This window comes from Phyllobacterium sp. T2-21, assembly GCF_055378485.1.
In genome coordinates, this window is the sequence record NZ_AP027912.1 from 1836927 (window position 1) to 1858847 (window position 21921).

Consider the following 21921-nt stretch of genomic DNA (forward strand, 5'->3'; position numbering starts at 1 on the left):
CAACGAAGCGCTCAGGGGCCTAACCACCCCCTCTAGCGCTTCACATCCATCCATTCATCCGCCAAATCCTCGCCGGTGTCTTTGTGGTCCTCGGCGCCTTTGGAACATGAGCAGAAATAGACCTACCCCAGCCACCCCAGCCCCAACCGAAAGGAACTTAAGCCAATGAATATAACACCAGTACCAACTTATGCCGCCCTTTCGCGGGGCCGGATACGCCATGCAGTACACCCCGACATCGTCAATCCATGGGCTGTGTGCGCTGCCGACATTAAGATCATGGAACGCGAACGAAAGCGGGACGAGACCCGTGTTGAGTTGCCGAAACATGTCGAGCGTCTATCAAGCATCGCAGCTTACAATGTCCGGCTGGAATGCCACATGGCTAACCAGAGGGTGGCGGTTTCTCGGCAAGGGCAGGAAGTCTATGCGCCCATCACGCTTTCCTATGATGATCAGGACCTTGAAGGCTTTGACTTCCATCAGGCGTTCGAGGACCTCAGGGCGCGTTGCGAGAACTATGTCGGACCGCAGGACACCCCGGCCTTCAAGTGCCTGAAGGATAATGCGGCATCGCAGAAAACGCAGGAACACCTATGGCATGTCCGGGCGGGTAATGAGGTAGTTAATCCCGAAACGGGTGAGATCACCGTAGTCCCTGAACGTGACGTGTTCGCCGCTGGGGACAGGAAGTTATCCGACGTTGCCAAAGGTCTCGGAAGCGGCACTCGGCGGTCCAGAGCCTTCCTTGTGTCAATAGGGATGCTTCACACTGAAGTTGCAATAAAGATGCTTCCCATGCTCACGGACCCGACCCAGTTCCGGCCAAAGTACAGTGACCGGTTAAGGGCATCTGAATGGGCTGTTAAGATGGGATACGCCAAACAGACAAAGAGCGGAAATGGGTATGGCCTCGACTGGATAACTGCGACAGGGATGGCCTACATCGAGACTATGGTGCAACTGGAGAAGGCGTTCGCTGAACCTGTGGTTGCCAAGGTGAGGGCCATTGACCAGATCAGGGCATTGCTGGCGATTGGGCCGGACATACGACAGGTTGATATCGTGAAGCGAACGGGCTTGTCCAAGATGACCGTCAGTGACAACTACCGCAAACTCGTTTCGGGAAGTACGGATTTACATCCTTGCGCATTATAGAACTGAAGCGGACTTAGGTGTGTGAAACACCTTCCCAGCAATGAACTGAACAGTCCCCATAACGATGGATTACCGGACATAACCGAGACATCTAAATCCAAGATACCTCGAACAACTCCGATACAATATCGTAACGATGACCATGGTGCGGGGAAGTTGAACGGCCCGGAACGGCCCCATAATCTCCTCCGTTAACATTCACCGAGGTTACCTCCCAGCACCTTAAGCCGTGGTCTCCATGTGCGGAGTACTCCTCGGTTTATCCTGTATTGGGCTGCGCCCTGATGGGTTCGGGGTCTCAGAGATTATGCATCTCGCAGATACGAGATACCCGCATTAGTCCCTCTCTGTCGAGTTAGCTAAGGTCAACTCTTGTTACACCCAGAGCAACGCTCAAGATGGGTCCCCTCATCGGGGGCCTTCACACCAAAACCCACAGACATCAGCGCTGATCCACCTTGAAGCTCCTCGTAACGAGGTTGGCCAAGGACAGCCAGCGTTCACCCAAAATCCTACCCAACGGAGCACTAACCAACCGATGACCGACCAACTCATGAAACAGTTCCACCTGAAGACGCCCGAGAACATCCAATCAATGACCAAGTCCGAGTTCGTACAGCGAACGAAAGAACTGGCCTACGCCCGAGCCGAGGACGTGTATCGCATCTGGCTACGTGGCCCCAGCGGCAAGGCTTATGCCAGCCAATTCCCATTCAACCCATACTTCAAGCGAGGCCTCCTCTAATGGCAAAAGCACAACTCCCGTACAACCAATACTCCAAGCGAGCGGACATCCGAACAGTAGGCACCGACGCAACAATCAAACGGACCCAGCCAAACTGGTTGGTAGAGTGCGTCAAGGTAGGCATTCCCCTTTACAGCTTGCCAGAAGCACCAGCAGCCAACGCCACCCATGCCGAAAAGACCAAGTACACATGGAAGCTACGGAAGCTCTGGTCCAAGAAGACTGGACGGAAGATCGAACGCCTGACACCCGCAGGTTACAATGACAAGGAAACCCTAAAGCGCAGGGCTAGAAACATCGCCATCCCATCAGGCGTGGAAGTGATTGACGCCGTTCTCGGCAAGTCAAAGGGGGTGCGTAGGGGCCGTGAGAGCGTAAGACAACTTATCGCCACCGAGGAACACAGCGTGGTGTCGGAAATACAGCAGGGGTCGCCCTGGACGAATATTGACACGCGCGTAGGTGACGCGGATGCCTATAGGCTGTCTGGGGTCTCCTCTACGGTAAAGCCCGGATACCACTGGGTCCGTGATGAGGCACTTACGTCTGAGAAGGTGGAAGCTCGCAGCTCCTCAGTGACCGAGGCGGTTCATAGGACGGTTCGCCGTATGCCTAGCGGCACGGTGTATTTGCAGGCCAGTCAGGCCGAGAGCCTTCGCCAAGCATGAGCGAAGTGGCAGCACCAGCATCTACCCCGGCCACCGTATATGCACCAGCGGCAACCCCAGTGGCATTTGAGATGGCTCAGGCGTTCCCTGAAGTTGGCGGGAAGATACCTGAGCCGTCCATGGTCGCAACCAGCATCCGCTACGTGTTGATCAAACATCGGCCTGAGAGCTGGTCAGACCTCGCAGGTCATCTGGGGATTACTGAAGACCAGTGCCGACACGCATCGAACAGCATGGGTCTTATCCATGGGATTTGGGATTGCGGTGAAGCAGCCCTGCATGAACAGTTTGACCGCTATGCAGATGAGAATGCCGCTTTCAACCAAAAGGCGCGTCTTGAGGCTGTCAGGAAGCTCTATGCCGAGGGGCGGGATGATCAAGGTTTTGCCCTTCCACAGGCAACGGCGGGGGTCTCCAAGTACAGGTTTCCATCTGATCACCGAACACCGGGACATCCGAATGCAGCAGCCAAGGAACTAATTGAAGCCGTAGAAGCATCCAAGGCAATAAGCTGGGATGACCTCTCGGTCAAACTCGACTGTGATCTCGGAGACCTTATGGATTTCTGCAAGTTGCTGTCGAGTGAATATAGCTTCGGGCAACTCTCCATGCGCAGCCTCTACGACTACTTCAATGGCAATGCCGCAAGGCAGGCCACAGCCATCAACCAATCAAACTCAACAATCTAAGGAAACACCATGTCGTCATTTATGAGCTATCAGGCCGGATCAGAAGCACCAAAGGCCACCGTAGACCGGAAACCAACCCTAACAGAGGGCACTATAGAAGCACTTGCAGGACTGGGAGACGCAGGGCGGCGCGAGTTGCTTTCCTCCATGGATAAGAAGGCAGCGGATTACGCGGCTGACGTTGCCGACAAGATCAAGATGATGCCATTCCTCGAAGAAGCTGTTCGCGCGGGCGATGCCGCCGCCGCTCGTTCAATGCGGGGACGTTCCCAGCGGATGACTATCGTGAACGGTCAGGGCGTCTTCACTGATCTCACGCCAGACTACAAGCAGGTTGGCCGTTCCGCTCTAGGTATGCATGCCACCGATCCATCGACGGTAAACATCCGGGTCCACGGCATCGAGATGTCTCCGGATCAGGCCAAGGACTATCTGAAGCAGGGTCTCATCACCAAGGCGCAGCACACCGCCGGTCTTGAACAGGCAATGTCAGACGCGGGCAACAAGGGCTGGAAAGCTCCGCGCTAATAGCACTCTCACACAGCGACGTTTGAACAGAGGGGACCTTCGGGTCCTCTTTTCGTTTGAAGCCGCTCCACGCTCAATTGGAAGGAGCAGGAAATACCTATGCAGATCGAACTAGTCGGCAGCTACATGGCTCGCACGACATACAGAGGCGCAAGCTTCGAAATCACGACCAAGGGAAAAGACCCCGTGCCAGTTCTCGCAAGGCAACTTATCAAACGCGGGGCACCAGCCGACACCATCGCCACCGTACTCCGCTCGGGGAAACCCATCTGGAAACGTAACAGGACCCTAGGCGACTGGGGTGCCATCTCGGTCACCGAAAATGACAAGGGCATCATCTGGCAGCGGTATGTCCCGCACCCGATGGCAGTTGCCCGTGCTGAAGCAGACACTCAGGCTAAGGCCCTCCCGGCATGAACGGCAATGTCATCAGCCTACAGGCAGTCAAGGTCAAACGGACTGTCTTGGACAATGCGGCAGCCTACCTTGAGTTCGCCCTTGACCCCATCTTGATGAACTCCAGTGACCCTAGTGATTACCCTGAAGAGGTCCCAGCCGAGCTTGCAGCTTGGGCAGCAGCCATCGCCAAGACAGCGGAACAGGCATCCGAGGAGTATGAGTATTGGGAAGCTTGGGAAGCAGCCCAGACCGAGTGGTAATGACCAAGGCGAGCACTGATCCAGCATGAACGACCGCGCTTACAGGCGGCTTCACCAGTGGCGGGTCTCACGAGAACGCACCACGGCGAACGGGATCAAGGATGCAATCCTTCTCCTCCGCTCCGGCCAGTACAAGACCATTGAACATCTAGCAGCCGTCATGCGGCTCACCGTTCCTCAAACGCGCTGGCGTCTCCGGGAAGGCGTAGTGCGTGGCCTCATCACGCGCGGCTTCAACGACCGCTTCAAGATCACCACCAGCACTCATCAACAGAAAGAACCACCCAACCAATGACCGACGCATTATCGCTAATCAAAGGCTTTGAAGGCCATGCTAATAAAGCCTACTGGGACGTAAACCATTTTCGAGCCGGCTACGGTTCCGACACCACAACTCTCGCGGACGGCACGGTCCAGCGGATCACCAAAGACAGCGTCGTCACTCGCGAGGACAGCGACCGGGACCTAGGCCGACGCGCGAATATCTTCGCAGAAGCAGCCGCTGACAAGGTTGGTCGCGACAAGTGGCAAGCTCTACCGGCAGCAACCCAAGCGGCTCTTACATCCACCGCGTACAACTACGGCTCTCTGACAAGCGATGTCGTGGCCGCAGTGCAGACAGGTGACGTCAACGCTATCGCCGACGCCGTTGCTGCCCGTGGCTCAGATAATGGGGGCGTCAACCTCAATCGACGCAATAGGGAAGCCGAGATCATCCGCAGTGGCGGTCAGGCTGGCACGGTGTCTCCGGGCGTTGCCTACACCGCAGCAACCGAAGTTCCCTTTATGGCCAATGAAGCCGTCTCTGGTGCACCTAGGGAAACTCAGGCGGCTTACGATCACCGCAGGGGTAACGATCAATCTTTGTGGGATATCGAGAAAGATAGCTTCAACCAGCACACCGACACCGCTTACGTCTACAAGGCAGCATCGGACTTCCTGTTCGACTTCGACGTCTATAAGGCCGATCCGAATTGGCAGAAGCCGAATGAGGAGAAGCTCCTATCAGACCTTCAGATGTCTGGGCTAGACCCAGAACGTTATGCAGGCTTTATAGGCGGATCGACTTCAAAGGCCGGGTACTTCAAGCAAATCGAGAATGCCAAGGAAGACCGCGACCGCCTAGAGCGGCTCAGCAAGACCGGTCTTACGGGTGATGCTCTGGCTATTCTGAATGTCATCCTTGACCCAGTTGCACGGGCCACGGACCTCGCGGTGGGCGCGTTGGCACCACAGCTAGTCTTAGGCAAGTATGGCCTCCGTACGGGGAAAGCCCTCGGCAGTGCATTGATTGGCGGTACGGCTGGCCTCGTGCAGGGGGCAGTTAGCTACAACTTCAACCCGAACACCACGAAGGCCGATGTCTTGCTTGGCACGGCCATGGGCTTCGGTGTTGGTGGCCTCGTAGGCAAACTCTCTTCCCGTACGGTGACGGCGACGGAAGGTAGTCAGTTGCAAGAGGCGGCACATAGGACGCTAGCCAAACATGAGGGCGTTCCTTACGTACCTCATGGTAGCTCAGTTGGCGCTGCTCAGGTGAACATCGCAGAACCGAGGCTCAACCCAGACCACGCTCTGGCCAACTTCAAGCTCTCCGATACGCCCGACGCAGCTTTGAAGGGTGTGCGGTTTGACCTTGCAGCGACCTTCAACAGGTCAACGAACCCACTGGGCAAGGGCATGGGTGCAGCGCTGGTGCAGGAAGGTGTCGGCAAAGTCGAGAACTCAGCCGGAAAGCTGGTCAACGGCACAGTGGTCAAATCAAAGCCACTCGCAGCGGTCAATGGCCGTGCAGCATCCGAAGAGGCCGAGAACCTTTTCAATGAGTTCAATGTTGCAGCCCACCGGACGTACAAGGCACAGCTTGCAGAGCACTTCAAGGAGACCGCTACAGACGTAACAGACCGTCGCTTCAAGGGTGCAGCCGAACGCAAGTTCAATGCTCAGATTGATGCCTACATGCGCGATACCGGGACCGACAGGGCAAGCCGTTACAGCAAGCCCGTCCAAGTCGTGGGCGACAAGTACGCAGCCATCTATGCCGAGCAGAACAGTCTCTTGAAGAACCCATGGGCGCGAGAAGGCAAGACAGGCCGAGCAGTCTTCGGCCATGAGAACATCCCAGAGAACAAGCACTATGCACCCCGCCAGTTCGAAATGAGTTCCGTTCGGCAGGTTCACGAGAAGATGGAAGCAGGGACACTTGAGAACCTGTTCTTCGGAGCTATGCGTTCTGCCAATCCAAGCGTACCGGAGGATGTCTTGAGGAAGACAGCCAAGGGCTTCACCAATGCGCTGACCACCCGCTCACAAGGGATCACCGATGACGCTCTTCGGGCACTGTCGGGGGACAATATCGACGAGATGATTGCCCTGCTTAAGTCTCATGGTGGTCTACTAGACAACGAAGCCGAGGCCATTGCCGAGAACTTCCGCAAGAGCAAGCCGAAAAGTGATGCGGGTAGGGACACTCACCAGCGTCACCGAACCCTGATGGATGAGAACTACAAGCTCAATTACAACCCTAAGGACCTAAACGGCATCGTTGACGAACGCGGCCTCTCAATCCGTGACCTCATCAACACCGATGCGACCGGCCTCATCACTCGGTACTCCCGCCGTTCGGCTGGGAACATCGCTCTTGCACGTATCCGGCTTGTCGATAGCCAAGGCATTACTGCAGTGGATGGGATCACCTCAGACGGTGATTGGGACAAGTTCCTCAAGGCCACATGGAAGAAGGCGGCTGACGATAGGATTGACCCGAAGGAGACGACGGCACTCGTTAAGAACCTCCAGTTCGCCTATGACAGCATCAAGGGACGTTCGGTAAACAAGATCGAGGTGGATAATCCCGAGGCGGCATTCTGGTTTAGGGCACTCCGTAAGTTCAACTACAGCCGCGTCATGAACCAAGCAGGCTTCTCCAGTGTTCCTGAGTTGGGCAATGTCCTGGCATCAACAGGCCTGAAGGCTTCCATGTCCCAGATGTCTTGGTTCAGTAAGATCGTCAATGATGCAGGCGAACTGGCGCACACCTCACGCTTTGCGGATGACATCGAACACACCTTCGGCACCGGGGCGGAACGGCTGACCCGTTACAATCCTACCGATAGGGAGTTCGATGACGTCTTGGCCTCTTCTGTGGAGAAGGTTGGTTCCGGTTGGCGAGGTACGGCCGACAACCTCCTCGAGAGGGCTAACAACTTCACCTCAGACATTGGCGGCTTGAGTTTCGTAAATCAGACCAGCCAGCGTTGGGCACACAGGGCCATCATCCAGAACTTCGCGAACATTGCGGCAGGTCGTAAGGGCGTCTTTGGACAGACATTGAAGATGTCGCCCCAGCGATTGGCCGACCTTGGTCTCGATTTGCCGATGGCCAACCGTGTGTATGCCGAGCTTCGACTGGGGACTATCGTCAACATGAAAGGCGCTAAGGTTGCTGGTCTCGATCTAACCAAAGCAGTCGATAAGGAAGCGGCAGAAGCTTTTCGTTTCGCTGTAGCCCGTAAGGTGGGGCAGGCTATCCAGAAGAACGATATCGGGAACCTCATGCCTTGGATGAGTACCGAGACCGGCAAGATGATCATGCAGTTCCGCACGTTCATGGCCGCAGCCTACGTCAAGCAGACACTAAAGACCCTCCACATGCGGGACTCTGAGGCTGCTATCGGGGTCGCTACCACCGCAGCAATTGCCGGACTTAACTACAGCCTCCGGTCGCAGCTACAAGCAGTGGGAATGAATGCCAGAGACAGACAGGAGTTCCTGTACGGCAAGAGCGGCAAGCTAACGATGGACAACATCGCAGCCGCTTCGTTCGCGGGGGCGGGGTGGTCGTCGATCATTCCTACCCTGACGGACACTTTCTCCGATACAGGCCTCTATGATCCAGTCTTCTCTAACAGTCGCTCTTCCGGGCAGGCATCCTCAGCCCTCTTTGGTATCCCTTCGGTCAGCGTAGTCACGGACAGCTTCAAGGCTATCAAGGGTGGCGTGAATGCCGCGAAGGACGGGATGTCTCAGGAAGAGGAAAGGGCCATGCTCCGCATCCTGCCATTTGCTCAAGCCATGCCGTTCGTAGAGTTCAACAATGCGTTGATCTCAGGCGTGGGTGAATTGCCACACAATCGTGGCCGTCACTAATCCATAGGCAACGTAAGTGGAACCGAGGTTGGCTTAGGTCAGCTTCGGTTCCCTAGGTGCTCGATTCGGCTTTGCAGGTATCCGCGATTGATTCGTTGGGAATATCGGAATGATTTCATTCTTAACAGAAAGGGCTGCGGTCGTAGCGTGGCTTCCTTGTTTCGATCTCCGATGCTTCTTTCCAATCAATCCACATCTGCAATCGTTGCACAAGCGCACATAACTATTTGAAATATAATAATAAATTGCCATTGACGGCTGAATGCGGATCAGACTACATCTCAGCAGCACTCGCAGATGGGTGCATTAACGAGAGAAAGAAACCACGAAATGCTTATTAACACGCGCCGCTTTGAGATCGAGATCAACCGTGACAGCCTCTATCTGAGAGTGTCGGCTTTCGGGCGGACCTTTGCGACTTTTAGAGACTTCTCGGGGGCAGGCTTGAGTGCGACCAATTGGCATAGGGATGCAAAATTGGCACAAATCATTGGCACAAATGACTAAAGCAGCCGATCCATATAATGACATTATCTATTTGAAATAATTGATGAAAATAGCATTGTCATTGAGGTGATTTGAAGAATGGCGGAGAGGAAGGGATTCGAACCCTCGAGACCGTTTAACGGGCCTACTCCCTTAGCAGGGGAGCGCCTTCGACCACTCGGCCACCTCTCCAAGGACGCTGACTAAAGAGGAAACCCTTTGTTGGCAAGGCCTTTGTGTAAGTTTTCTGATTTTTCTATTTTGCAGTTCCGAGCCGTGGAAAACGGAACCAAGCGGTAACGGTGAGACACAAACGGCACAAAATTGGCACAAGCAAATCACCGTTTGTTCTTGCGGGTTTTGCCGGAAAACACCCGGTTTACCACCTCCCGGTGGGCATCGCCGTGGACATGGGTATCGATCAGCAGCCTCCGGCTGTTGGAGCCGCCCAAATGCGTGGCTGGTCAGTTTTGGCAGCCCGAATCCTTGATGGCTTTGTTAAGCGGCTTCGCAATCGAATGCCTGCGGCATACCCAAACATGAGACGCGGATGTCGATCACTGATGCTGGCAAGATCGGCCATCGAATGCGGCTCAGCGGTCTCGTAACCAGACAGGACCGCGATCTACTTGCTGTATTTCTCGCAGATATTCTTCCTATGAGGATCTCCGTATTCCTCGCAATTATAGCCGCACTGATAATCGCCGCGGCCATTGACCTGGATTTCGTTCATCTTCTCTTTCGCAGAATCCAGGCAGTACGACACAGACGTGAAATGCGGCGTTACGACAAATTTTGTTCGGTCGGTTCGATCCGGGTAAACAATGGCAGACCACCCGGCAGGGCGATCATCACAACCGGCCAGCAACAGAAGAGCTAGGAATAGTAGAATTCTCAATATAGCGTTTCCAGTTCCTGTTGATCTTCATTGAGAATTTAACCGTCGTCCATTTATGTTCTGGGTCCGGGGAGCCGTCAAAGTTTTTCTCATCCTCAAAAGCATTTCTTCCATGCGGATGGGACCTTGGAAGACACGCGGCGAGCTTTCGCCGAAGCGGGGGGCAACAAGAGGGGCTGGGAGGTTTTTACAGAAAACCAAACTGCCGGCACTTGCTGAGAAAGCTTTTCACCGGCTCGGCGTTCATTGCCGGGTCACGTGCAAAATTCTCGCAGACGGTGCGAACCTTCTCGGTTTCTCCCTCTTTTGCTCCGGCGGCGTCATAAAATGCGTTCTCGGCATCCCGCATTGGCTGCGTTTGTTCTTTCTGCTCCCTGTGTGCGGCGTTGTACGTCGCCGCATAAAAGGCACCGCCCGCGACAAGCGCGATGCAAGCAGCAATAGTCAGGTACTTCATCCCTCGCCCTTTGTTCTCCCGCATCCCGGTGCAGCCTAGCCGATCCGGGACTGGCGCGCCATGCGCGATACGGATCGGGCATCAGGCATGGGCGACCCAGCCCCGAAAGCTGAAAGCTGCATAAAACAGCTCGACGCGCGTAAAACCCGCCTCGATCAGGATCGCTTCGTCCTGCTCGGGCGCAAGAATGTGGGTTTTCGTGTCGACAGCCCGCTGCATGTTCGCAGCCTTTTCAGGATCAAGCCCGGCCGCGACCGCAAACGCGGCGTAGCGCGATAGCCAGGTTGCACGCGCGCCGTCGCCTTGCGGGATGCTGAGATGGGCGGTGACGAAAGGCGCGCCGGGCTTGAGGCGGCGCCTGACTTCGGCCGCCGTACGCCGCCGCTCATCCATATCCATGAAATGCTGGGTCAGCAGGCACGTCGCCGCATCGTAGGGGCCGTCAGGCGCATCGCCGATATAGCCCTGCTGCAGCCGCGCCCGCGCGGCCAGTGGCCCCAGCGTCCGTTCGGCCAGATGGAGCATCTCGGCGGACGGATCGATGCCGTCGAAGATCCAGCCCGGATGGGCCTGCGCGAACATCTTCAATTCCAGCCCGCCACCAGCGCCAAGAACCAGCACCCGGGCATCGTCAGGGGCACGTTCGGCCAGCAGAAGCGTGGTCATGCGCTGCATGGCATCAAAGCCGGGCACGAAACGGGTCGGTCCGTCGGCATAGCGCGCCACGGCCTGCGGATCGGAAAATGGGGTCATCGCGCTTGCGCCTCCAGCGGGTATGGCATCGGTTTGAACATCCGCCGGGCGGGGACTGTGCCCGACAACCGGTTTGCAGATTTCATGACACTTTATATGTTACGTGATATGGCGAAATCAAGACCTGGAGCCATACTGCCGGCGGGCCGGCACCGTCGCTCTGCCGATGCGCCGGCGGAAACCGCTTTGTCCGTTGACGGCCCGCCACTGGCTGCGTCAGTGCCTGCGCGTCGTTCCGATGCCTGAGGGGTACAGTGCGGCGCAGCACAACCCATGTATTATCGGACGTGTGGAATATTTTTTTCTTGGCAGTTTTACTGACACAGGAACGCAATTCTTGCCTGTATCTTGTTTTGCCCTCTTGTCTTGTGATTTTTTTTGAGAGACGTAATATATGCGCTGATTCACGGTGATTTTGAACATGTCGAGGTTGGGTATACTTGACCGACGCTGTTGCAAAGCCGGAAATGAGGCCCGGCAGGGGGGGATCATCGGGGGATGAATTGCCGAGCCTCACGTTGCCCGAAGGTGACAACGTGCGCTTGATACCATCAGAAGCTGAGGGGGAGATTATCCCAACCTGAAGCGAAACTGAGGGAATCACAGCGATGAGTCAAAAAGGCCTGGACCCGGCGCCATGCGCGGGGTCCAGGCTTTTTCCGGGGCGGCAGACACTGCCAAACCATTCAAGCCCCACGCATTTTCAAGAACAAAATGCCTATGTTTAATTTTGTGTTTCTTCTTCCCGCGTTTTTTGTATCGTGTGCGCCAGACTCGTCTTATTCAGGAACCATGAGGGCAGAGATGAAATCTTGGCGTTCGGTTGGTGTTGGAGCGCTGGTCAGCGCGGCAGTTCTCGGTTTTTCTTCCGGTCAGGCAATGGCCGCCAGCAAGGCCCATCCCTTCATATATTTTGCCACCACGGATCCTTTCCTGCAGCCCGGAGAAGCGCCGACGCGCAATGATGTCACGCTGCTGGGCGGACCATTTGCACGCGATACCGCGGGCAGCGCCATCCATCTCTTCAATGTGGACTACACCAAGAATTATCTGGTCGGCGTCACCTATGGGCGCGATGTCTACAATCTCGGATCAGGATTTCAACTTGGCGGCGTTGTCGGCGTCGCGTTGCGGTTCGGTGAGGACGACGACACATCGGGCGAGATCTGGACCGGCGTCCGGCTGCGCCACCAGGGCCTCGTTATCGGCAATGTCGTGATCTCCCCGGCATTCACGGCTGGCTTCAGCGCGGTGACCGGCGAGACCCAGATCGAGAAGGAACGCGAACTGCGCTACAATGGCGATGCTTCCTTCCTTGGCTTTCTCGGGCCGGAACTTTCATTTCGCTGGGGCGGGGCGCCCAACCTTGAAGTGACGTGGCAATTGCATCACCGCTCCGGTGCCGGCGAAACCTTCGGCAATATGGGGGAAGGTTCAAACGCCAATACGATCGGTATCCGTTATCGCTTCTGAGGCCGTTTGCCGATCGGGCGCGGTGCAGGCTGCGACCACTCCAGCTCCCGACCGCATGGGACCGCCGCGAATATCCGGCTTTTCCGCGCCGGTCGTCAATTCTGCTCCAGCACGACAACGCAGGGATCGAGATCATGCGTTGCCAGATGCGCGTACCGCATGGTCATCTGCAACGTCTGGTGCCCGAGCCAGATCTGCACGCGCCTGATATCGATGCCGCCGCGCACCAGCCGCGATGCACAGGTATGGCGCAAAATATGCGGCACGACCTGATCGTCCGTCCCCAATCCGACCTCGGCCTTGGCTTCATTCCAGATGGCACGGAAGCGCGGCTGATCGTGCATGGCAAACGGACCCTTCAAGCGCCCACGTGGAATCTGGGTGACGTCATGGGCGCGCCGGGTCAAAGGCACCGTCCGGCTGCGCCCGGATTTTGTCAGCCAGAAGGTCGAGCGGTTTCCCTGCAGATCGTTCCAGTTCAACCCGATTGCCTCGCCGAGCCGGCACCCCGTGTCGACGAGAAAGATGCTCAAACGATAGCTGTCTTCGCATTTGGCGCGAATGGCCGAGAACAGGCGGGCCTCTTCCTCCAGTTCGAGAAAGCGAATCCGGCCCTGTCTTTCCTTTTGCCGCCGAAACTCGGGCAGGCTGTAAATATCGCCCATCTTGTAAGCTTTCCGAAGCAATTTGCTCAAAGCAGCCATTTTGCGGTTGATGGTTGCATTGCTGTTGCCGCGCTCGCGGAGCGTGCCGATCACCGAATCGAGCATGTCCTGGGTGAAGACACTGAACCGGTTGCCGGCCAGAATCTCACCGGTCTCGCCCAGGAAGGATTTGACATTGCCCTTGTGCGAACCGTCGTCCCAGAGAATCCCGATATAGCGCGCCGTCAGCTCATCCAGAGAATGATCCCTGACCACGCGATTGCCGGTACGGTCCGCCGCTGCGTAGGTGACGTTGTACTGAAACCGAACCGGGAAGTCCGTGTCTGCCTGTTTGGCACCCATCGATGAAATTGTCATAGGGATCACGCTCTAAATCAGAAAAATATGCATAAGTGAAATATGCAACGAGTTGTAATCGTCTTTCTGAAAAGCACAATCGGGTGGGGAATAGCACTTTAGGATAATACCATCCCGTTCGAGGAAGCCTTGCACAGCATCCTCAACAGTCCGTTCCCAGCGATATTGCCTCGACATTTCCAGATCTCCTCGGTCCGCGACCGCTTTGCTATCCTTTCCTGCTAAATGTCCGTGCGCCGTGTTGACGGGCGCTGAAAATGGAGTGGTGAAAATGAATTTGGAAAAATCCAGCGCCGGTAAATTCCGGCGCTGGTCATGCGTGTCATGGCATCAGAAGTTGCGCTGGAAGCGAAGGAACCCGCCAAACGCGTCATCGCTTCCATTGCTGGCCAGGGATTTGGCCTTACGGGCACCATCGAACTTGGTGTAGTTGAGTTCAGGCGTGATGGTGAAACCGGGAACCAGTTCGTAGGCGACATTGATTGCGCCGGCATAGGTCCCTTCGGATTCGTAGGCCAACTGCGCGTTGAACGTGGCCTTGTCCGAAGCCTTGGCGGACAGACCGCCCCAGATGGCCCAGTCGCCATTCCACGGGCCGTAATAGGACGTGGTGCGTTTTTCCTTGGCGTGGTCGCCGTAACCGGACTGATAGCCGCCCAGAACGAAGGCGGAGACAGTGTCGGTGAACTTTACATCCAGGCGCAGCTTGCCGCCAAACTCTTCCACGACGGAATCGTAGCCGGCAACAGCGGAGATGCCGCCCCAGGCCTGTTCGAACTTCACACCGCCAATGATGTGCGGCACGTAGTCCACGATCACGTGATCCTTGTCACCCTGTTCCAGGCCGATGAGGGCCGAGAAACCATTGCCGCCGGTGAAGGTGTAGCTGACCTGATTGTCGCCACCGCCGGCATAGGAGATCACGCCGTCACTGAGCACGCTGCCGGCCGAACCGGTCCATGTGTCAAAGAGCGAATCGGTCAGGCCGATGCGGAAGCCGCCGAGCGAGATATAGGCGTGGGGAATCGACGAACTGTTGTCACCGTTCGTATAATTGAACTGTGTTTCGGCAAAGGAACGCAATGTACCAAGTTCGGTGTCCGAACGGGCATCGAAGCGGATGGTGGCGCGGGATAGAAGTTTCCAGGTACCGAGTTTGCCGCCCTTGGAGACATCATCGCCGCCCTTGGCATCAAACCGCACATGACCGCTGACTTTCAGGCATGTCTCGGTTCCGGGGATGTAGAAGAAGCCCTTGCCGTATGCGTCGCAAACGCGAACATATTCGACAGCTTCCGGTTCGGCGACGACAACTGCATCGGCAGCGCGTGCGCCAGTGACTGCAACCAGGGCTGCAGCGGAGCCGAGTAGAAGGCTCTTGATGTTCATTTCTGACCTCCAGTCAAAGTTTGACGGAAGGCCAGGTGATTCAACGGGTTTTTGCCGGCAGGAAAGGCTCTAGTGTCCGACGGTTCCCGAGAACAGGTTGACGATGAGAACACCGGCGATAATCAGCGAAAGGCCGATGATTGCCGGCGTGTCGAGCGGCTGCTTGAACCAGAACCAGCCGATGGCCGCGATGAGCACGATCCCGGCGCCGGACCAGATGGCATAAACGATCCCGACGGGCATCGTCTTGACCAGTATGGACAGGAAATAGAAAGCCGCCGCATAACCGGCCAAACAGATCAGCGACGGCCAAAGCTTTGTAAAACCATCCGCTTGCTTGAGCGCCGACGTGGCCGCCACCTCGAAAATTATGGCTACAAAGAGATAGAAATAAGTCATGGCAAACCACCTGTCAGAATCACTACGTGTCGCATTTGATTCGATGCATACACTGCAAATATGCCGGTGATGCATGCCCGATTTCGAGTCAAAACACCGTTCCGTTTCCGCCATCGATACAGAGAAATTGATGAAAATCCGGTTACCTATATTAATGAGTGGTAAAGATTTCGCCGGGGTCGCGACGTTTTCGTGTCATTTGTGCAACAGGGATAAGGCATAGAGGGGCCGCGAGGTGTGGATGCCGACATTCATGGTTGAAACCCCCGAGAGGGCGAGTATGTTCGGTCGCAGAGGAACGGCGTTGATCGCATTTCTTCTAGGACTTAGGGGATGGGGACAAGGTTGTCCTTCAGCCAAATTGGAATGCCCAGACCCATTTTTAACTTTGACTGGAGGTCAGAAATGAACATCAAGAGCCTTCTACTCGGCTCCGCTGCAGCCCTCGTTGCAGTAACTGGCGCACGCGCTGCCGATGCAGTTGTCGTCGCTGAGCCAGAAGCTGTCGAATATGTTCGCGTTTGCGATGCATACGGCAAGGGCTTCTTCTACATTCCTGGTACTGAGACCTGCCTGAAGATCGGCGGCTATCTGCGTTACGACGCCAAGGTCGGTGACAGCGTATACAACGGCGGCCACGTCAACCAGGGCAGCGATCCTGATGGCGACGGCACATACGACAAGCTGACACGTGCAACGATCCGCTTTGACGCCCGTTCGGAAACCGAACTCGGCACACTGCGTTCGTACATTGAAACACGTTTCAACTATAAGAACGGTTCCAACAACAGCTCCATTCCTCAGGCATTCATCGAACTCGGTGGTTTCCGCGTTGGTGTTGCTGACGAACTGTTCGGTTCGTGGACCGGTTATGCCGGCGATGTCATCAACGACGACGTGATCAACTATCAGTCAGGCACTTCCAACCAGATCAGCTACACATTCACAGCTGGTAACGGTTTCTCGGCGATCATCGCTGCTGAACAGGGTGAAGTTGAGTCGGACAACGATGGCTTCTCGCACGACTACCGCATCAATGACTACATGCCGCACGTACTTGGTGGTGTGAAGTTCGAGCAGGGTTGGGGCGGCATCTCGGCTGTTGCTGGTTATGACTCGGTTATCGAAGAATGGGCCGGTAAGGTTCGTTTGGACGTCAAGATCACCGACGCTGTTAAGGCATTCGTCATGGGTGGCTATCAGTCCAACTTCGACGACAATTACACGACCGGTCACGTCCGCAGCCTGAACTGGTTCGGCCGCTGGGAAGGCGACTGGGCTGTTTGGGGTGGTCTGTCCGCCAAGGTTTCGGATAAGGCAACTGTCAATGCACAGGTTGCATACGAATCCGAAGGCACCGTTGCTGGTACTTTGAACGTTGCTTACGAGCTCGTTCCTGGCTTCACGATCACGCCAGAAATCAGCTACACCAAGTTCGACGGTCATCGTAAGGATATCGCGACCAGCCCCGCTGTCGGCGGCAACGACGATGCATTCGGTGGCATGATCCGCTTCCAGCGCAACTTCTAATCCTTAACAGGATTGAGTTCATAGGACCCGGCAGCGCAAGCTGCCGGGTTTTTCTTTGTGGCGCGCGTGGCCAGTTTTCCGGCGTTCGCCGTTTGCCGCGAGGCGCCGTGTTGATATTCCCACCGACATCGGGCAAGACAGCATTCTGTTCGGTTGCCGTAAGGGGAAAATGCCATCCATGCACATTGTGAAAAGCTGGTTCTGGCCTGGTCTGATTACCGTTGCGTGTTTGACAACGCTTGCCGGCTGGTTCCTTGCCGAGCCGATGGACCGCCAACTGACGGAGACCGTCGCTGCCGCATTGGAAACGGATAACAGCTGGGCCAGCATCGAGGTGGACGGGCGCGATCTGACCCTCAAGGGGGTGGCGCCATCGGCCGAAGCCCTCGCATCGGCGCTAAAAATCGCGGAAACCACCGATGGGATTCGCGTGGTCGAGAACGCAGCGACGCTTTTACCTCTGGTCGATCCCTTCAGTTTCGTGGTGACCAAGTCGGATCAGGGCATCCTTCTGTCGGGCAATGTCCCCTACGGCGATACGCGTGCCAAGCTTCTGGCTGCGGCTGAAAATGCCATGCCGGGCATTGAAATCCTGGACGAAATGGCCGTCGCGCGCGGCGCGCCGCAGGGATTTGTCGAGCTTGCCAATTTCGCGCTGAAACAGGCATCGCAGCTGATCAGCGGTGAGGTCCGGCTTGCCGGCGAGACCTACAGCATCACCGGGACAGCCGCAAATGCCGCGGATTATGAGTCCGTCACCAACGCATTGAAGACACAACTTCCGGGTAATGGTAGGGTGGGCGAGGTGAAGCTGGCGCCGCCGCCGGCCGGCAATGCCGGGTGATTGCCCGGCGGGAATGCTGATCCAGTGCAATCAACGGGAGCGCGGACAATCATGTATCTCATCACGAAGCTATGGCTCTTTCTGTTGGTGGCCGCTCTTGTCGGTTTCTATGTCGGCTGGTCGACCCAGGGCGGCAAGCGCAACTGATCTGTGTTGAAACTGGGGTAACGAGCTGTGGTCATTTTTCTTCTTCAGGCGCTTTTGCTCATTTCAGCCGCGTTCATTATCGGCGCCATTTTGGGTCATCTTTTCAAAAGGTTCTCTCCGAAAACCGATTCTGTTTCTCAGGAGTCGACGCGCGCCGCTGACGCCCGTCTCGCCGCCGCAACGCATGTGCCGGTCACGCCTGCCAATGACGATGTGAGCAAGCCGCTGTCCCGTCCGGCAATGGTGCCGCCGGCCGAGCCGGTCCCGGCGATGGCATCCCCCGTGGCCGCGCGATCAAAGACGAAGGCTCCGGCCCAAAAGACCGCGGCAAAGACTGCAAGCAGCCGGGCGGTCAGGGTATCTCAAGACGACACGCACCGCCCCGCGCTGTTGAAAAACGCGCGGCGGGGCAAGCCGGATCGCCTGTCGGACATCGAGGGGATCGGCACCGTGATCCAGTCGGAGCTTCATACGCTCGGCGTGTTTCACTTTGACCAGATTGCGGGTTGGGATGTGGATCAGGCTGCGTGGGTGAGCCGTGCGATTGGCTTCCCCGGCCGTGCCCATCGCGAAGGCTGGATGAAGCAGGCTGCCGATATGATCAGGCAGGCAGGGGACGTCCCAGCCAAAGCAAAGGCTGCGGCCAAGGCCAAGGCGGCACCCAAGAAGCCGGCAAAGAGCGGCTAATCCGCGCGCAAATCGACCCCTGCGCAAAACGCGGCGATCAGCTCGGGTATGCGGCCTGTCTCCAGCAGCGGCGCATGGCCCTGACCCGCGACGTTGAACACCTGCAGCGCGCTATGCCGCCGTGCCATCTCGTCAACGGTTTCCTGCGCCAGCAAAGTGGTGTTTTCGCCCCGGATCAGCAGCAGCGGCAGGTCTTTCATCAGCTCGAACTGGGCCCACAGATCCGGCAGCTTTTGCGAATAGTCGATGTTCTCCATCGTCTTGCGGAGATTGGGGTCGTAATCCGGACGGATCGCACCGTTGTCTTCGCGGTAGATCATCCGGGCAAAACGCTGCCAGTCGTCCTGGGTCAGGGCAGGGAAGGCTGCTCCGTGCACTGACCGCTGCAACTCTGCCGCGTCATTCCAGTCGCCGGGCTGGCGCGCGCCATTGAGATAGGCACTGATCTGCTGCAGGCCTTCGACTGTTATTTCCGGACCGATATCATTGAGAATGACGCCGGCGAGAAGCTGCGGTGCGATGGCTGCCAGAATATGCGTGATCAGCCCGCCGCGGGATGTGCCGAGGAAAATCGCCCGGTCGATCTGCAGGTGGGCAAGACCGGCGATGACATCGCCCGCTTCCATTCCGATATTGTAGTGCGACCAGTCCGGATCATAGGCCGATAATCCGCGTCCGCGATAATCGACGCTGACCACCGGGCGCGGCGTCTGCGGGTGCTGCGACAAGGACAATGCGAGATCGTGAAAGTCGCGGCTGTTGCGGGTCAGCCCGGGCAGGCAGACGACCGGCAGGTTGTCGCTTTTGTGCTCGGGCTGGTAAAGCCTCATATGGAGATGCAGGCCATCGGGGGCGTCGAAATGAATGTCGCGCAATAAATCGGCCAATCCGCAATCCTGTTGTTGAGTGTAGAGCCCGGCTAACGCTGCAGCCGTCCGGCGGTCAGATCGCTCTCGATCTGGGCCTTGCCATAGAGCCGCGATTTGTAGACCTCGTAGTTCTCCATGACGCGCTGCACGTAATTGCGGGTTTCCGTGTAGGGAATGCGCTCGATCCAGTCGACGACCTCGTCGACGGATTTGCCGCGCGGATCGCCGTAGCGCGAAACCCACTCATTGGCGCGGTTGGGCCCGGCATTGTATCCGGCAAAGGTCAGGACGTAGGAACCGTCGAATTTGGCGATCTGTTCGCCGAGGAACCGTGCACCCAGGGTGGCGTTATAGGCGGCATCGCCGGTAAGCCGGTCCTTGGAATAGGAAATACCCGCGCGCTTGGCGACGTCCTTGGCTGTGCCGGGCAGCAACTGCAGCAGGCCGCGCGCGCCCGCGCTGGAAACGGCGCTGGCGTTGAACTCGCTCTCCTGCCGGGCGATGGCATAGGCAAGGGCAGCCCCGGAACCGGAAATATTGGCATTGCCGGGGATGGCGCCGATGGGATGCGACAGGGCGCCGACGTCGATGCCGCGCTGCGCCGCAATCTTGCCGACACGCAGGGCGACGAAGTGATTGCTCGTGCGTTCCGCCATGACCGCCAGCAATGCCAGTTCGCCGGGACTGTCGAGTTCCTGGCTCAGGCTGGCGTACAGAATGGCGGCGCGCTGCGCATAGCCGGTATCTTCCAGGCGCTGGATGGCGCGCACGGCTTCGCGCTGGGCAAAACGGGCGCGATCCGCATCGCTCGGGCGTGGATAGGGCAGTTGCAGGCTCGCCTGTCCGAGCTTGGCGGCGGCCAGCTGGCCATAGAATGTCGTGCCGAACCGCGCCGCACGGCTGTAATAGTCACGCGCATTGCCGCCCGCGCCCGCTTCGGCGGAACGGCCCAGCCAGTAATAGGCGCGCGAGGCGGACATCGGCCGCGACGAAATCTCGGCGATGCGGGCGAAATGGCGCTGCGCCGTCTGCGGGTCCTTGAGCGCCCGCAGGGCATACCAGCCCGCATGGAATTCCGCCTCGGCGGCGACGGACGGGGTTTCGGCGCTGTGCATGGCCGCGATCTTGTAGGCGCGCGTGGCATCGCCGATATCCAGCAGTTCACGTGACAGCACGCGCCGTTCCACCCACCAGGCGTCCGGGTCAATCAGCGATGCCGCATCGCGCGGCGCGGTGGCCAGCACATCGGCCGCTTCCTTGAAGCGCTCCTGACGGCGCAGATACTGCGCCTTGGCAAAGATGTAGGCGGGGTTCGATTGCCAGGAGCCTGAGACAGCCGCCAGTTTCTGCGCTGCATCCGGCGATTTCTGCAGAACCGCGGCAAAGGCCTGATAGAGCACGTCGGCATTGGCAAGCTTGGCGACGCGGCCGGCGGATTTTGCCTTGCCTTCGTAAAGCATGGTCAGCATGCGCACCAGATGGTCCTCGCGCGGAATGACCTGCGCAAATTCCTTCAGGATCGCCGTTTCCTGCGCATCGTCCAGCTTCTTGGTGCGCCAGAAGGGGCCGAGAACCTGACGGGCACGGGCGGTGTTGCCGGTGGCGACAAAGGCGCGGGCCAGGATGATGGTGCCTTCGGCCGTCTGCGGCGGGGTGCCGCCAAAGGCATTGATCACCGTTGCCGCCGGCGGGTTCTCCTTGAACAGCGCCCGTTCCGAATTGTTGCGGAAGGTCGCCATGCCGGGCCAGCCCGGCAGTTCCGCTGCCGCATGGGCGATTTCCGAGCTGGGAACACCCGGCGCATTCGACAGGCCGATGGCCCAGGTCAGGATATGACGGTCCAGCGCATCGGCCGGCAGTCCGTTGCGGATGCCGAGAGCCTGCTGCACGTCGCCGCCCGACAGGGCATCGAGGCCGCTTTTGAGGCTGCCCGCAATGGCCGACGGTTTCGACGGCTGGGCGATTCCCGCCGTGGTCACCGGATCGGGCTTGGCCATGATCTGTGCTGCGGGGCTGGTCCGTGTCTGGGTGGGCGCAAACGGTTTGAGAGTTGGAATGGGCGGCGTTGAATTTTGCGCAAACGAAGCCGTCGTCACCAGCAGCGATGACGCGAGAAGAACATGACGCAAAACAGAAGTTCTCAGCATTCAGGCAACCAATTTAATCGAAAGGATCACGCGCAGCCCCGGATCCAGAACTGTTGGATCAGATAATAGTGGCGGACGTGTGAAGGCAATCTTAACGAAAGGTTAGCATGGTCCGTTGGTTCTACGCAAAACATCAATTGTATTGCTGTTTTTCATCAAGGAAATCATCTTGCCCGGCGAAGGTTGCACGACTATGGTGCGCCACCTCCTGGTTGGCGCCATGC

General features: G+C 57.4%; 20 protein-coding genes and 1 tRNA gene. 13 read left to right on the top strand and 8 right to left on the bottom strand.

The genetic code is table 11. The features are described from left to right. Positions 1 to 165: 165 nt before the first annotated feature. The 8 genes from ACZ5FP_RS09155 to ACZ5FP_RS09190 all read left to right on the top strand — a co-directional run bounded on the left by ACZ5FP_RS09155 (position 166) and on the right by ACZ5FP_RS09190 (position 8596). The gene (locus ACZ5FP_RS09155) at positions 166 to 1158 is read left to right on the top strand and encodes a hypothetical protein (protein WP_464659679.1); all 993 of its coding nucleotides are present in this window, start codon (positions 166 to 168) and stop codon (positions 1156 to 1158) included. Between the two features lie 538 nt (positions 1159 to 1696). Beyond that, the gene (locus ACZ5FP_RS09160; RefSeq protein ID WP_464659680.1) at positions 1697 to 1903 is read left to right on the top strand and encodes a hypothetical protein; all 207 of its coding nucleotides are present in this window, start codon (positions 1697 to 1699) and stop codon (positions 1901 to 1903) included. Positions 1904 to 2567: 664 nt separating this feature from the next. Then, positions 2568 to 3260, top strand: coding sequence for a hypothetical protein (locus tag ACZ5FP_RS09165; RefSeq protein ID WP_464659682.1), 693 nt, complete (start codon positions 2568 to 2570; stop codon positions 3258 to 3260). 9 nt (positions 3261 to 3269) lie between these two features. Continuing rightward, entirely contained in the window at positions 3270 to 3788 is a 519-nt protein-coding gene (locus tag ACZ5FP_RS09170; RefSeq protein ID WP_464659683.1) for a hypothetical protein, read from the top strand. A gap of 99 nt (positions 3789 to 3887) precedes the next feature. After that, positions 3888 to 4205: a hypothetical protein gene (locus ACZ5FP_RS09175; RefSeq protein ID WP_464659685.1), complete on the top strand. Its 318-nt coding sequence runs from the start codon at positions 3888 to 3890 to the stop codon at positions 4203 to 4205. Beyond that, entirely contained in the window at positions 4202 to 4447 is a 246-nt protein-coding gene (locus ACZ5FP_RS09180; protein WP_464659686.1) for a hypothetical protein, read from the top strand. Before ACZ5FP_RS09175 ends, ACZ5FP_RS09180 begins: the two co-directional genes overlap by 4 nt. A 25-nt stretch (positions 4448 to 4472) precedes the next feature. After that, a complete protein-coding gene (locus tag ACZ5FP_RS09185) occupies positions 4473 to 4742 on the top strand; it encodes a hypothetical protein (protein WP_464659688.1) in 270 nt (89 codons plus the stop codon). Next, on the top strand, positions 4739 to 8596 hold the full coding sequence (locus ACZ5FP_RS09190) for a glycoside hydrolase family protein (protein ID WP_464659690.1): 3858 nt from the start codon (positions 4739 to 4741) through the stop codon (positions 8594 to 8596). Before ACZ5FP_RS09185 ends, ACZ5FP_RS09190 begins: the two co-directional genes overlap by 4 nt. Before the next feature lie 586 nt (positions 8597 to 9182). Here ACZ5FP_RS09190 and ACZ5FP_RS09195 read toward each other — a convergent pair. Next, positions 9183 to 9274 (bottom strand) — tRNA-Ser (locus ACZ5FP_RS09195). Positions 9275 to 9632: 358 nt separating this feature from the next. On the opposite strand from ACZ5FP_RS09195, the gene ACZ5FP_RS09200 reads away from it, so the two are divergent. Beyond that, positions 9633 to 9962, top strand: a complete 330-nt coding sequence (locus ACZ5FP_RS09200) for a hypothetical protein (RefSeq protein ID WP_464659692.1) — start codon at positions 9633 to 9635, stop codon at positions 9960 to 9962. Between the two features lie 205 nt (positions 9963 to 10167). Here the strand turns inward: ACZ5FP_RS09200 and ACZ5FP_RS09205 are convergent, their stop codons facing one another. Both ACZ5FP_RS09205 and ACZ5FP_RS09210 read right to left on the bottom strand, forming a co-directional pair. Next, on the bottom strand, positions 10168 to 10437 hold the full coding sequence (locus tag ACZ5FP_RS09205; RefSeq protein WP_464659694.1) for a hypothetical protein: 270 nt from the start codon (positions 10435 to 10437) through the stop codon (positions 10168 to 10170). 81 nt (positions 10438 to 10518) lie between these two features. Further along, positions 10519 to 11190 carry a class I SAM-dependent methyltransferase gene (locus tag ACZ5FP_RS09210; RefSeq protein ID WP_464659696.1) on the bottom strand — a complete coding sequence of 224 codons (672 nt, stop codon included), beginning with the start codon at positions 11188 to 11190 and terminating at the stop codon, positions 10519 to 10521. An 804-nt stretch (positions 11191 to 11994) separates the two neighbouring features. On the opposite strand from ACZ5FP_RS09210, the gene ACZ5FP_RS09215 reads away from it, so the two are divergent. After that, complete coding sequence (locus tag ACZ5FP_RS09215) at positions 11995 to 12663, top strand: hypothetical protein (RefSeq protein ID WP_346306530.1); 669 nt, start codon at positions 11995 to 11997, stop codon at positions 12661 to 12663. A gap of 95 nt (positions 12664 to 12758) precedes the next feature. Here ACZ5FP_RS09215 and ACZ5FP_RS09220 read toward each other — a convergent pair whose 3' ends face one another. The 3 genes from ACZ5FP_RS09220 to ACZ5FP_RS09230 form a co-directional block, all read right to left on the bottom strand. Further along, positions 12759 to 13685 (bottom strand): tyrosine-type recombinase/integrase, encoded by a 927-nt coding sequence (locus ACZ5FP_RS09220; RefSeq protein ID WP_464659698.1) that lies wholly within the window; start codon positions 13683 to 13685, stop codon positions 12759 to 12761. Positions 13686 to 14015: 330 nt separating this feature from the next. Continuing rightward, positions 14016 to 15074: a porin gene (locus ACZ5FP_RS09225; RefSeq protein WP_464659700.1), complete on the bottom strand. Its 1059-nt coding sequence runs from the start codon at positions 15072 to 15074 to the stop codon at positions 14016 to 14018. Positions 15075 to 15143: 69 nt separating this feature from the next. Continuing rightward, positions 15144 to 15473 carry a DMT family transporter gene (locus tag ACZ5FP_RS09230; protein ID WP_346306528.1) on the bottom strand — a complete coding sequence of 110 codons (330 nt, stop codon included), beginning with the start codon at positions 15471 to 15473 and terminating at the stop codon, positions 15144 to 15146. Positions 15474 to 15878: 405 nt separating this feature from the next. On the opposite strand from ACZ5FP_RS09230, the gene ACZ5FP_RS09235 reads away from it, so the two are divergent. The 3 genes from ACZ5FP_RS09235 (at position 15879) to ACZ5FP_RS09245 (ending at position 18681) form a co-directional block, all read left to right on the top strand. Next, complete coding sequence (locus tag ACZ5FP_RS09235; RefSeq protein ID WP_464659702.1) at positions 15879 to 17003, top strand: porin; 1125 nt, start codon at positions 15879 to 15881, stop codon at positions 17001 to 17003. Positions 17004 to 17181: 178 nt separating this feature from the next. Next, entirely contained in the window at positions 17182 to 17847 is a 666-nt protein-coding gene (locus ACZ5FP_RS09240) for a BON domain-containing protein (RefSeq protein ID WP_464659704.1), read from the top strand. Positions 17848 to 18021: 174 nt separating this feature from the next. Further along, complete coding sequence (locus tag ACZ5FP_RS09245) at positions 18022 to 18681, top strand: hypothetical protein (RefSeq protein ID WP_464659705.1); 660 nt, start codon at positions 18022 to 18024, stop codon at positions 18679 to 18681. Here ACZ5FP_RS09245 and ACZ5FP_RS09250 read toward each other — a convergent pair. Both ACZ5FP_RS09250 and ACZ5FP_RS09255 read right to left on the bottom strand, forming a co-directional pair. Then, the gene (locus ACZ5FP_RS09250) at positions 18678 to 19511 is read right to left on the bottom strand and encodes an alpha/beta fold hydrolase (protein WP_464663227.1); all 834 of its coding nucleotides are present in this window, start codon (positions 19509 to 19511) and stop codon (positions 18678 to 18680) included. The two genes, ACZ5FP_RS09245 and ACZ5FP_RS09250, sit on opposite strands and share 4 nt — an antisense overlap. Positions 19512 to 19600: 89 nt before the next feature. Beyond that, positions 19601 to 21697: a lytic transglycosylase domain-containing protein gene (locus tag ACZ5FP_RS09255; RefSeq protein WP_464659707.1), complete on the bottom strand. Its 2097-nt coding sequence runs from the start codon at positions 21695 to 21697 to the stop codon at positions 19601 to 19603. Positions 21698 to 21921: the final 224 nt, after the last annotated feature.

Bases quoted from the DNA above. Each gene is read 5' to 3' on its own strand.
- ACZ5FP_RS09170 (WP_464659683.1), top strand. From the start codon at position 3,270: ATGTCGTCATTTATGAGCTATCAGGCCGGATCAGAAGCACCAAAGGCC.
- ACZ5FP_RS09200 (WP_464659692.1), top strand. From the start codon at position 9,633: ATGTCGATCACTGATGCTGGCAAGATCGGCCATCGAATGCGGCTCAGC.
- ACZ5FP_RS09210 (WP_464659696.1), bottom strand. From the start codon at position 11,190: ATGACCCCATTTTCCGATCCGCAGGCCGTGGCGCGCTATGCCGACGGA.
- ACZ5FP_RS09175 (WP_464659685.1), top strand. From the start codon at position 3,888: ATGCAGATCGAACTAGTCGGCAGCTACATGGCTCGCACGACATACAGA.
- ACZ5FP_RS09255 (WP_464659707.1), bottom strand. From the start codon at position 21,697: ATGCTGAGAACTTCTGTTTTGCGTCATGTTCTTCTCGCGTCATCGCTG.
- ACZ5FP_RS09250 (WP_464663227.1), bottom strand. From the start codon at position 19,511: ATGAGGCTTTACCAGCCCGAGCACAAAAGCGACAACCTGCCGGTCGTC.
- ACZ5FP_RS09230 (WP_346306528.1), bottom strand. From the start codon at position 15,473: ATGACTTATTTCTATCTCTTTGTAGCCATAATTTTCGAGGTGGCGGCC.
- ACZ5FP_RS09190 (WP_464659690.1), top strand. From the start codon at position 4,739: ATGACCGACGCATTATCGCTAATCAAAGGCTTTGAAGGCCATGCTAAT.
- ACZ5FP_RS09180 (WP_464659686.1), top strand. From the start codon at position 4,202: ATGAACGGCAATGTCATCAGCCTACAGGCAGTCAAGGTCAAACGGACT.
- ACZ5FP_RS09220 (WP_464659698.1), bottom strand. From the start codon at position 13,685: ATGACAATTTCATCGATGGGTGCCAAACAGGCAGACACGGACTTCCCG.
- ACZ5FP_RS09155 (WP_464659679.1), top strand. From the start codon at position 166: ATGAATATAACACCAGTACCAACTTATGCCGCCCTTTCGCGGGGCCGG.
- ACZ5FP_RS09185 (WP_464659688.1), top strand. From the start codon at position 4,473: ATGAACGACCGCGCTTACAGGCGGCTTCACCAGTGGCGGGTCTCACGA.
- ACZ5FP_RS09235 (WP_464659702.1), top strand. From the start codon at position 15,879: ATGAACATCAAGAGCCTTCTACTCGGCTCCGCTGCAGCCCTCGTTGCA.
- ACZ5FP_RS09225 (WP_464659700.1), bottom strand. From the start codon at position 15,074: ATGAACATCAAGAGCCTTCTACTCGGCTCCGCTGCAGCCCTGGTTGCA.
- ACZ5FP_RS09160 (WP_464659680.1), top strand. From the start codon at position 1,697: ATGACCGACCAACTCATGAAACAGTTCCACCTGAAGACGCCCGAGAAC.
- ACZ5FP_RS09205 (WP_464659694.1), bottom strand. From the start codon at position 10,437: ATGAAGTACCTGACTATTGCTGCTTGCATCGCGCTTGTCGCGGGCGGT.
- ACZ5FP_RS09240 (WP_464659704.1), top strand. From the start codon at position 17,182: ATGCACATTGTGAAAAGCTGGTTCTGGCCTGGTCTGATTACCGTTGCG.
- ACZ5FP_RS09215 (WP_346306530.1), top strand. From the start codon at position 11,995: ATGAAATCTTGGCGTTCGGTTGGTGTTGGAGCGCTGGTCAGCGCGGCA.
- ACZ5FP_RS09165 (WP_464659682.1), top strand. From the start codon at position 2,568: ATGAGCGAAGTGGCAGCACCAGCATCTACCCCGGCCACCGTATATGCA.